The organism is Bariatricus sp. SGI.154, from assembly GCF_050313795.1.
Classification (GTDB): domain Bacteria; phylum Bacillota; class Clostridia; order Lachnospirales; family Lachnospiraceae; genus CAMBRQ01.
Genome location: NZ_JBNPMC010000008.1, coordinates 86,729 through 98,039 on the forward strand (window position 1 = coordinate 86,729; position 11,311 = coordinate 98,039).

Annotated in this window: 9 protein-coding genes; 8 read left to right on the top strand and 1 reads right to left on the bottom strand. The window is 44.6% G+C overall.

Annotation, left to right across the window (positions count from 1 at the left end; all coding sequences use genetic code 11):
* The first annotated feature begins 46 nt into the window (after window positions 1–46).
* The 5 genes from ACQRBN_RS05905 (at window position 47) to ACQRBN_RS05925 (ending at window position 5,545) form a co-directional block, all read left to right on the top strand.
* Window positions 47–1,417, top strand: coding sequence for an ABC transporter substrate-binding protein (locus tag ACQRBN_RS05905; RefSeq protein ID WP_427738053.1), 1,371 nt, complete (start codon window positions 47–49; stop codon window positions 1,415–1,417).
* Window positions 1,418–1,551: 134 nt separating this feature from the next.
* Window positions 1,552–2,436 (top strand): carbohydrate ABC transporter permease, encoded by an 885-nt coding sequence (locus ACQRBN_RS05910; protein ID WP_427738054.1) that lies wholly within the window; start codon window positions 1,552–1,554, stop codon window positions 2,434–2,436.
* 1 nt (window position 2,437) lies between these two features.
* Window positions 2,438–3,283 carry a carbohydrate ABC transporter permease gene (locus ACQRBN_RS05915; protein ID WP_427738055.1) on the top strand — a complete coding sequence of 282 codons (846 nt, stop codon included), beginning with the start codon at window positions 2,438–2,440 and terminating at the stop codon, window positions 3,281–3,283.
* Between the two features lie 20 nt (window positions 3,284–3,303).
* Entirely contained in the window at window positions 3,304–4,818 is a 1,515-nt protein-coding gene (locus ACQRBN_RS05920; RefSeq protein WP_427738056.1) for an alpha-N-arabinofuranosidase, read from the top strand.
* Between the two features lie 109 nt (window positions 4,819–4,927).
* Complete coding sequence (locus tag ACQRBN_RS05925; RefSeq protein ID WP_427738057.1) at window positions 4,928–5,545, top strand: YesL family protein; 618 nt, start codon at window positions 4,928–4,930, stop codon at window positions 5,543–5,545.
* A gap of 134 nt (window positions 5,546–5,679) precedes the next feature.
* On the opposite strand, the gene ACQRBN_RS05930 is transcribed toward ACQRBN_RS05925, so the two are convergent.
* Window positions 5,680–6,591: an AraC family transcriptional regulator gene (locus ACQRBN_RS05930; RefSeq protein WP_427738059.1), complete on the bottom strand. Its 912-nt coding sequence runs from the start codon at window positions 6,589–6,591 to the stop codon at window positions 5,680–5,682.
* Window positions 6,592–7,455: 864 nt separating this feature from the next.
* On the opposite strand from ACQRBN_RS05930, the gene araA reads away from it, so the two are divergent.
* From araA to ACQRBN_RS05945, 3 genes are all read left to right on the top strand, one after another.
* Window positions 7,456–8,955 carry an L-arabinose isomerase gene (araA, locus tag ACQRBN_RS05935; protein WP_427738067.1) on the top strand — a complete coding sequence of 500 codons (1,500 nt, stop codon included), beginning with the start codon at window positions 7,456–7,458 and terminating at the stop codon, window positions 8,953–8,955.
* A gap of 49 nt (window positions 8,956–9,004) precedes the next feature.
* Window positions 9,005–10,600, top strand: a complete 1,596-nt coding sequence (locus ACQRBN_RS05940; RefSeq protein WP_427738060.1) for a xylulokinase — start codon at window positions 9,005–9,007, stop codon at window positions 10,598–10,600.
* Between the two features lie 23 nt (window positions 10,601–10,623).
* Window positions 10,624–11,311 (top strand): L-ribulose-5-phosphate 4-epimerase (locus ACQRBN_RS05945; RefSeq protein WP_427738061.1); only part of this gene is annotated, 688 nt, incomplete at its 3' end.

Here is an 11,311-nt window from a genome sequence, read left to right on the forward strand (position 1 = left end):
CATAAGCCCTGAAAGAATAAAAAAATCAAAAAAAGGAGGACACAAAATGAAAAAGAGAGTGTTAGCAATGCTTCTCTGTGTAGCAATGACAGCATCTATGCTGCTTGGCTGTAGCGCAGGAAGTGAAGGCGGAGATTCTGATGAAGAATCTGGAAGCGGTTCTGCAGGAGGAACCAAGGAGATGGAAGTTGAAGGCGATTATACAGAGTTAGAAGTATGGACCTTCATTGAACTTCATCAGGAGTTCTACACAGACATGGCTGAGAAATGGAATGAGGAGCATCCGGACAAACAGGTAAAACTGGTACTCAGCAACATGCAGTATGACGATATGCACAACAAACTGTCTCTTGCACTGGAGTCAGGCGAAGGCGCACCAGACGTTGTTGATATCGAACTTGGTAAGTTCCCGGCATTTACAAATGGTAAGATCGGACTTATGGATCTGACAGATGCAATTGAGCCATACAAAGATAACATCATCGAATCCAGACTTTCTATCTATGGAAAAGACGGAGCATATTACGGATTCCCAACTCACGTTGGAGCAACTGTTGCATTCTACAACACAGAAGAACTTGAGGCAGCAGGTGTTGACTACACAACCATCACAACATGGGATGATTTCAAAGAAGCAGGCGTTAAGTATCATGAAGCAACAGGCAAATACTTTGCATGTGTAGAGACAACTGCACAGTGGATGCTCAACCTGATGCTTACACAAAAAGGTGGAGATTACCTGGATGCTGATGGCAACATCGATATCACCAATGACACCATGGTAGAAGTTCTTGAGTACATCAAGGGTATGCAGGAAACTGGTGCATTCGAGACTGTTCCTGGAGGACAGCCGGATAATGAAGAGGCTTATCCTTCTTACAACAGCGGAGACTATGCAGTACAGATTATGCCTTTCTGGCAGACATCTAGATTCACAAGCTACATGACAGACCTGTCTGGTAAGATCGCAATCGCTCCGACTCCGGTATGGAATGAAGGCGACCCGATCAAATCTATCGGTGGCGGCGGTACAGGTACTGCTGTAGTTGCAGATAGTGAGAATGCAGATCTTGCAGCAGAAGTATTTGCATACATCAAACTGTCTGAGGAAGCGAACGAAGAAGTATGGAATGTATTAGGATTTGACCCTGTTAATACAGAAGTATGGACAGATACAGAACTGACACAGAATCCGGATAACAAGTTCGTACAGTTCTTCAATACATATCCGTTCGATACATTATTGGAAATCCAGGATGGTATCTACGCACTTGAGTCACTGACAAGTGAGAAATTCCCATCTATCAACAATGAGTTCTGTAACGTAACGCTGAACAACATCTTCGAGGAAGGCATGGATGTAAAAGAAGCGCTCGAGCAGTCACAGGAAACATTGAAGAATGAATTCGGTGAATAATTAAGAAGTAAATGTATCGATTGTAAACTTTTGGGGCTGTGTGCGTATATGTGGCGCCGCGGCCCCATTTTATCAGTATGCAGAGAGTGTGTCGTTTATGGCGCGCTGGCTGCATTGGGAAAGAGGATGAAAGTATGAAGAAACTTTTTTATTCTCAGAAAATAGCTCCTTATGTATTTGTCCTTCCATTCGTTCTGACCGTTGTCTTTTTCTGGTTATTCCCGATAGGCAATGGTGTTCTTCTGAGTTTTCAGGATGTATTAAAAGATGAATGGGTTGGCCTGGACAACTATAAAAGACTGTTGTCTGACAAGATATTTTTAAAAGCAGTGTACAATAGTGCGAGATATATGATTGGTACACTGATCCTGTTAATACCGCTTCCGATGTTGTTTGCTACGCTTTTGAACAGCAAACTGATGAAGAAGCCGGGATTGTTCAAATCAATTTATTTCATACCGGCATTAACATCTGTTGTTGTTGCTGGTACGATCTTCCGTTTGATGTTCGGCGAGATGGATACGTCTTTGGCAAACCAGGTGATTGGCGCGTTTGGACTTAGTCCTATCAAGTGGCTGAAAAATGAGTGGGCAAGTTATGGCGTATTATTGCTTCTAGCATGCTGGCGCTGGATGGGTGTTAATATTCTGTATTTCCTTGCAGGAATCCAGAGTATATCCGCAGATCTCTATGAGGCTGCTTCCATCGATGGTGCCAATAAATGGCAGCAGTTTACGAAGATTACGTTCCCGCTTGTGAAACCGACGACGGTGTATGTGCTGACAATTAGTATCTATGCAGGTCTTTCCATGTTCAACGAAAGTTACATGTTGTGGAAGGGCAATAACTCTCCGCAGAACATGGGACTTACAATTGTAGGTTACCTGTACCGGCAAGGAATTGAGAAGCGTGCAATGGGTTATGCGTGCGCGGTAGGTCTCGTGCTGCTGATCATCGTTATGATTGTCAATCTGATACAGCTTAAGGCGACCGGAACATTCGATAAGGAGGAGAGATAGTATGAAGAGTCAAAAAAATAAAAACAGACTTGCCACAGTAATGCTGATTGTGCTATTTGCAATTCTGGCAATTCTGACTATCATACCAATATACACAATCTTCCTTGCGAGTTTTAAACCGGGCGGAGACTTGCTTCAGTATGGTCTGAACCTTGGAATCGACTGGAGTCGGATGAGTCTTGATAATTATGTGCTCCTCTTTACCGGACAGCATGATTATTGGAGATGGTTCGCGAACAGTATTGTCCTGACAGTGGTTACTGTGGTAGCAACACTGCTTGTGAGTGCGTTCGTAGGATATGGATTTTCCGCATATGAGTTCAAGGGTAAGAATGCCCTGTTCTTAATCGTATTGATTATCCTGTCTATTCCTTTGGAGGTAGTTATGCTTCCATTATATAAGCAGATGACCACATGGGGACTGATGGATAGTTATATTGCAATTGTGCTTCCTTTCGTGGCACACGCTTCGACGATATTCTTCTTCCGCCAGTACCTGCAGGGGCTTCCGAAGTCGCTTCTGGAGGCAGGAAGAATCGATGGCGCGACAGAGTATGGAATCTTCTTCCGGCTGATCATGCCAATTATGAAACCTGCATTTGCAGCCATGGCAATCCTGAACGGTATGAATGCATGGAATAACTATCTGTGGCCGTTGCTGGTAATCCGTTCTTCAAGCAAATACACATTGACCCTTGGATTGAATACGTTGATTAATCCGTATGGAGACAACTACAGTTTGCTGGTAGTGGGAGCATTCTTCTCTATCATACCAATCTTTATACTGTTTATCTGTTTCCAGCAGTATTTTATTGAAGGTATGACAGCAGGTGCGGTAAAAGAATAAATATAATTAGGAGGTAATACATGAGTAAGACAGCAAAGATGATTATTGACAAGGATTTTAAAGTCTCACAGGTGGATGACAGGATCTACGGCTCCTTTATTGAGCATCTGGGACGCGCCGTATATGACGGATTATATCAGCCGGGCAATCCGATGTCTGATGAAGATGGTTTTCGTAAGGATGTCATTGAGATGGTAAAGGAACTGGATGTCCCGATTATCCGTTATCCGGGGGGAAATTTTGTGTCAAATTTCTTCTGGGAAGACAGTGTGGGACCAGTTGAAAATCGTCCGAACCGACTGGAACTTGCATGGAGAAGCCTGGAAAAGAATGAGGTGGGCTTAAATGAGTTCTCTAAGTGGACGGATAAGGTGAATTCCGAGATGATGATGGCGGTAAACCTTGGAACAAGAGGAATTGCTGATGCGTGTAACCTCCTTGAGTACTGTAACCATCCGGGCGGAACAAAATACAGTGATATGCGTATTGCCCACGGATACAAAGAACCGCACAATGTAAAAGTGTGGTGCCTGGGTAATGAGATGGACGGACCGTGGCAGCTGGGACGTAAGACGATGAACGAGTACGGACGTCTGGCGGAGGAGACCGCGAAGGCAATGAAACTGATCGATCCGACGATTGAACTGGTATCCTGTGGAAGTTCTGCTCTGGATATGCCGACTTTCCCGAAGTGGGAGTCTGCAACACTGGAGTGTACCTATGACTATGTGGATTACGTGTCCATGCATCAGTATTATGGCAACAGAGACAATGACAGCCTGGATTTCCTGGCTTGTTCTGATGATATGGATGAGTTCATCCGCACGGTCATTGCAACCTGTGACTACGTAAAGGCGAAAAAGAGAGGCCGCAAGAATATCAACATCAGTTTCGATGAGTGGAATGTGTGGTTCCATTCTAACGCGGCGGATGATGATATTACCACGAACCATCCGTGGCAGGTGGCTCCGCCAATGCTGGAGGATATTTATACTTTCGAGGATGCACTGCTGGTAGGATTGATGCTGATCACGCTTCTTAGACATGCAGACCGCGTGAAGATTGCCTGCCTGGCACAACTTGTGAACGTCATTGCACCGATCATGACGGAAGCAGGTGGAGGCGGCGCATGGAAGCAGACCATCTTCTATCCATTTATGCATGCTTCAAAATACGGAAGAGGCGTTGTCCTTTGGCCGATGCTTTCTACTCCGAAGCATGATACATCCAAGCATGAGAATGTTACGGATGTGGAGAGTGTTGCCGTATATAATGAAGAAAAAGAGGAACTGACTATATTTGCAGTAAACCGTACGCTGGATGAGGATATTCAGCTTACAACAGACGTTCGCGGTATGGAAGGGTATAAGATCCTGGAGCATATCGTGCTGGAAGAGTCTGATCTCAAACTTGTGAATAGCGTAGGTGAGCAAAGAGTCGTTCCGAAATCTGTGAACCGTTCTTCTATGGATAGCGGAATTATGACGAGTATGCTTCATAAGGCATCATGGAATGTAATCCGTCTGGGCAGATAAACCGGCGGTTGTAAATAGCGTAGATAGTGGCAACCAGTGTGTCTGGTGGGTACATAATCTGGCAGGCACATAATCTGATAGGCACATAACGAGAAAGAAGTTGGTGGATATGAAATTTTTTGTAATTGACAGCCCGATCATGAGATTCCTGGGAAGGGTTGGAGATATTCTGATATTGAATCTGATCTTCGTGGTGACATCGCTGCCGATCATAACAATAGGAACGGCGCTGAGTGCTTCATACACAGTGGCGATGAAACTGGTGCGAGGGGAAGATCCATCCGTTATAAAAGAGTACCTGCGGGCGTATAGGCGGAATTTCAAACCGGCAACAATCAGTTGGCTGATTATGGCGGCGGTTGGGGCACTTATATTTCTGGATTTTCGTCTTATCGGGGTATTTCATGGTATATCATATACGGTGATGCGCCTTCTGCTTGCGATGGTGCTGGGAGTATGGATGCTGATATTCTTATATCTCTTCCCGTACATTGCGAGGTTCGAGAATACGGTGTTTCATTCCATCAAGAATGCATTGTTTTTGAGTGCTGCCCATATACCGTCAACGATTATGATGTTAGGGATCGACATAGGGGTGTTGGTGATTACGCTGTTCACATCTAAGACCTTTGTGATCGGAACGATCGTCTGGGCGTTTGCGGGATTCGCGGCACTGGCATATGTGCGCTCGTTTCTGCTATGCAGGATATTCGCGAAATATGAATAAAATAAGAATCAAGTAAATAAGAATCGGGGAATAGGATTAGCGTTATGATATGGCTAATCCTATTCTTATGTTTCCATAGCATTCGGAGAGAACTGCCAGCGGCAAGTTCTGCAGGTTGTCGGGAGCAGATGCTGTCAGTCTTTCTTTCTATATTTGGAAGGAGTCATTCCATAGCGTTCCTGGAAGATTCTGTAGAAATATCCTTTGTTGTGATATCCTACGATGTCGGCAATCTCGTCCACGCGTTTGCTGGTGGTGGTCAGCAGCTGTTCGGCTTTCTCCAGACGGATCTGCTGAACATAGGCAGAATAAGTAAGCCCAGTCTTGCTCTTGATCAGACGGTTAAAATAATCTTCCTGATAATGGAAATTATTGACCAGATCCTGGATCGTAATATCGGCGTAATTGCGTTTGATGTATTCGGCGATCTCTTCGAAGATGATCCAGTTCATGGTCTTTCTCTGCTCTTTTGACAGGGAGAATTCATATTTCGTGCTTATAATTCGGAAAATGCGAAGAAGAAGCCCCTTGCAGATGTAGCGGGACCCGACTTCGTTATTGCATAATTCTTTTAATAACAGATATAAGTAATTCTCTAATTCTTCTGGGGCATCAGCGCCCGGGCGGAAATGAAGGTACTGTTGAAGGTCTTTCTGCTTCAGCAAAGCGGACTGCAAGAAGGAGATAATCTTTTGCGTGGTGATATTCTCATCCATAATCTCGGAAAACATGTCATTAGCAATTCCGAGGAACAAGACGGTGGAAGGCTGTTCAAGTAAGTAATCCTGATGAAGGCAGTTCTTGTCAATCAGACATAGATCACCTTTGATGAATACAATATCCTTGCCGAGAATTTTCTGACGGAATTCTCCCTCCACTACGTAAGCAAGTTCTATGTAATCATGCGTGTGAAGCTGTGTCTTTTCTCCAGGAGAAAAATGATATTGATAACAGAATGGTTTCGGGGCAGGGGACATAGTGGCACGTAGGTTATGTCCTGATTCCGTATTCCAGCATAATGCGAAGATGCGGTACTGCTGGAGCAAAGGATACGTCTTTACTTCCTGGACGGATTTGGAATATTCGGGGCAGATAAGGCGTGGACCTAGTTTGTGGCTTTCGGGTAGCAGATTGCAGTCGGGGCCGGTAATCTGCCGGCATAATTGGGATAGAGTCAATGGGGTACCTCCATATGATATTGATGTAAGGGATTAGGCAAGAATCTCAAGGACCTTTTCTGTGGAGATATTGCATATGGCAGCAATCTCTTCGGGGGTTTTGCCGTCTAAATGTAACTTGAAAATCTGACGGGTTCGCTGTTCACCCTGCTGTATACCTTGTTGTCTCTTTGATGTTTTTGGGATCGGTTTTTAAAATCGCAGCGATAAAGCCATTCCTTACTTTTGGAATATACATCAATTCCGAAAAACAGAAGTCTACAGTGGGTAGCATTATAAAGTTGTCGGTGTTACTCATATATGTCTCCTTTCTGGTTACGTATACATGGCATGTATCAGAAAGAAAACAAATGAATGATTTATTTCATTATAACATACCTGTAACTGCAAGTGTTATTCAGATTCCTGGGAAATTCATTCTGAGAAGTAATTGAGAAGTAATACTGAAAAATCTGAAATAAAATAGATTTCAATGAAAGAACTGATGCTTTGCGAATGCATTTTGCATCTATTAAAAGAATAGCATGGAATTGCAAATCGGACAAGATGGCAACATATCCAAAAAATTGAACAAAAATCAGCAAAAACAAGCATAGGTCGGATTAGGTAACTTTTTTATGCAACCGGCAGAATTAAGAACTTGCGATGTAAGACCATATTTGCCTATAATAAAAGCACATAGATAGATCAAGTGCGTATCAAACATTAATTCAAGAAAGCGAGGAAATGAATATGTTAAAAACGAAGAATTATCAGTTCTGGTTCTGTACCGGATCACAGGATTTATACGGGGATGAGTGTCTGGCACATGTCGCAGAGCATTCTCAGAAGATTGTAGAGGCGCTGAATGCTTCCGGCAACCTTCCATATGAGGTGGTATGGAAACCAACCCTGATCACCAATGAATTAATCAGAAAGACATTAAATGAAGCGAACATGGATGAGAACTGTGCAGGTGTTATCACATGGATGCACACATTCTCCCCATCCAAGTCCTGGATTCTTGGACTTCAGGAGTATAGAAAACCACTGCTTCACTTACATACACAGTTCAATCGTGAGATTCCATATGATACCATCGATATGGATTTCATGAATGAGAACCAGGCAGCACACGGCGACAGAGAGTATGGTCACATCTTTACCCGTCTTGGCATGGAACGCAAGGTTGTAATGGGATACTGGGCTGATGAAGATGTTCAGAAGAAGATTGGTTCCTGGATGCGTACCGCAGTCGGTGTAATCGAGAGCAGCCACGTGCGTGTAATGCGTATCGCTGATAATATGAGAAATGTTGCCGTAACAGAAGGCGATAAGGTAGAGGCTCAGATCAAATTCGGCTGGGAAGTAGATGCTTATCCGGTAAATGAGATCGTAGAAGCAGTAGATGCAGTATCTAAGGGAGACATTGATACCTTAGTGGAAGAATATTATGATAAATACGAGATCCTTCTGGAAGGTAGGGATGAGAAGGAATTCAGAGAGCATGTAGCAGTACAGGCTGGAATCGAGATTGGTTTCGAGAGATTCTTAGAAGAGAAGAATTATCAGGCAATCGTTACACACTTTGGCGATCTTGGCGGACTGAAGCAGTTACCAGGACTTGCAATCCAGAGACTGATGGAAAAAGGCTATGGTTTCGGCGCAGAAGGTGACTGGAAGACAGCTGCTATGGTACGTATCATGAAGATCATGACAGAGGGAATGAAGGATGCTAAGGGAACTTCTTTCATGGAAGACTATACTTACAACTTAGTACCAGGTAAAGAAGGAATCCTTCAGGCGCACATGCTGGAAGTATGCCCGACGATCGCGGACGGCAAGATCAGTATCAAGGAGCAGCCGCTTTCTATGGGAAATAGAGAAGATCCTGCAAGACTTGTATTTACTTCCAAAGAGGGTCCGGCAGTGGCTACATCCCTGATTGATCTGGGAGACCGATTCCGTCTGATCATCAATGACGTTAACTGCAAGAAGGTAGAGAAACCAATGCCGAAACTTCCGGTTGCAACAGCATTCTGGACACCGGAGCCGAACCTTAAGACAGGTGCGGAAGCGTGGATTCTTGCGGGCGGCGCACATCATACAGCATTCTCTTATGACCTGACCAGCGAGCAGATGGGTGACTGGGCAGCATGCATGGGAATCGAGGCTGTTTATATTGATAAGGATACAACCATCCGTCAGTTCAAGAATGAACTGCTGTGGAACAGTGTAGCATATCGTAAATAAGATTTTATAAGAATGCCAGGCGGGGTCGCCTGGCATAAGGAGAATAGATATGAATAATATTAGAGAAATGATTGAAAATGGCAAGACATCTCTTGGAATTGAATTCGGTTCTACCAGGATTAAGGCGGTTCTGATCGATGAGTCACATGCACCGATCGCATCCGGAGATCATGAGTGGGAGAACCGTCTGGATAATGGCATCTGGACTTATACACTGGATGATATCTGGAATGGTCTTCGTGACAGTTATACCAAACTGGCAGCAGACGTTAAGGCAAAATACGATGTTACGCTTACAAAAGTTGGTGCGATCGGATTCAGCGCAATGATGCACGGATATATGGCATTTGATAAGGAGAACAATCTTCTCGTGCCGTTCCGTACCTGGAGAAATGGCACCACAGGTCCGGCGGCAGAGGCTCTGACAGAATTATTCCAGTACAACATTCCGCTTAGATGGAGCATTGCACATCTGTACCAGGCAATCCTGAATGGAGAAGATCATGTGAAGGATGTGGCGTATTTTACAACGCTGGCAGGATATATCCACTGGCAATTAACGGGAGAGAAGGTACTTGGCGTTGGAGATGCGTCCGGTATGTTCCCGATTGATGTAGAGGCGAAAGATTTTGACACAGGCATGATCCAGAAGTTCGATGAACTGGTGGCTGACAAGGGTTATCCGTGGAAATTAAAAGAGATTATGCCGAAGGTTATGGTGGCTGGAGAGAATGCCGGATGCTTGACAGAAGAGGGCGCACGTCTTCTGGATGAGAGCGGCAATCTTGAGGCTGGAATTCCGGTATGCCCGCCGGAGGGTGATGCAGGAACCGGTATGGCTGCAACCAATAGTGTGGCAAAACGTACAGGCAACGTATCTGCCGGAACCAGTGTATTTGCCATGATCGTATTAGAGAATGAACTGAAGAAGGTATATCCGGAGATCGATCTTGTAACCACGCCGGATGGCAGTCTGGTTGCTATGGTGCATGCGAATAATTGTACTTCCGATCTGAATGCATGGGTTGGAATCTTCCGTGAATTCGCAGAGAGTTTTGGAATCGAAGTAGATATGAATCAGTTGTTCGGAACTCTGTATAATAAGGCGCTTCTCGGCGATGCTGACTGCGGTGGCCTTCTGGCTTATGGTTACCTGTCCGGTGAGAATATTACGGGAGTGGCAGAAGGAAGGCCGTTGTTCGTAAGATCTCCAAAGAGTAATTTCAATCTGGCAAACTTCATGCGTGTGAATCTGTGTACGGCACTTGGCGCAATTAAAGTTGGTATGGATCTTCTGCTGAAGGAAGAGAACGTTGCAATCGATTCTATCTTAGGACACGGCGGATTATTCAAGACCAAAGGTGTAGGACAGAAACTCCTTGCGGCAGCAATCAATGCCCCGGTATCCGTAATGGAGACGGCAGGAGAAGGCGGTCCATGGGGCATGGCACTTCTGGCTTCTTATATGGTAAATAAAGAAGAAGGCGAGAGTCTGGAAGATTACCTGTCAAAGAAAGTATTTGCAGGAAATGAAGGCAGCAAGATGGACCCGGATCCGAAGGATGTGGAAGGCTTCGAAGTATTTATTGAGAGATATAAGAAAGGCATTGCAATCGAGCAGGCAGCTTTAGAGAATCTGGTTTAAGAATAAAAGGAGCAGAGTGAATCATGTTAGAAGAATTGAAGAAAGAAGTGTATGAGGCGAATATGCTTCTGCCAAAATACGGGCTGGTAACATTTACCTGGGGTAACGTAAGCGGTATCGACAGAGAAAGCGGACTGTTTGTAATCAAGCCAAGCGGTGTAGAATACGATAAGTTGAAACCGGAAGATATGGTAGTTGTAGATTTGAAAGGGAATAAAGTAGAAGGAAGATACAATCCTTCCTCTGATACAGCAACACATGTGGTCCTGTATAATCGTTTCCCGGAAGTTGGCGGTATCGTACATACCCACTCTTCATGGGCAACCAGTTGGGCACAGGCCGGAAGAGGAATCCCGTGTTATGGAACAACCCATGCAGATTATCTGTACGGGGAAGTGCCTTGCGTAAGGAATCTTACAAAAGAAGAGATCGAAGAAGCGTATGAGAAGAATACAGGCGTCTTGATTGCAGATGAGTTCGAGGCCCGGAAACTGGATTATATTGCAACGCCAGCTGTATTGTGTAAGAATCATGGACCGTTTACATGGGGCAAGGATGCACATGAGGCGGTACATAATGCAGTCGTATTAGAGGAGGTTGCCAAGATGGCAGCGCGCTGCGAGATGATCAATCCGCAGAACCAGCCGGCACCGCAGGAATTGCAGGATAAGCATTATTATAGAAAACATGGCGCGAATGCGTATTACGGTC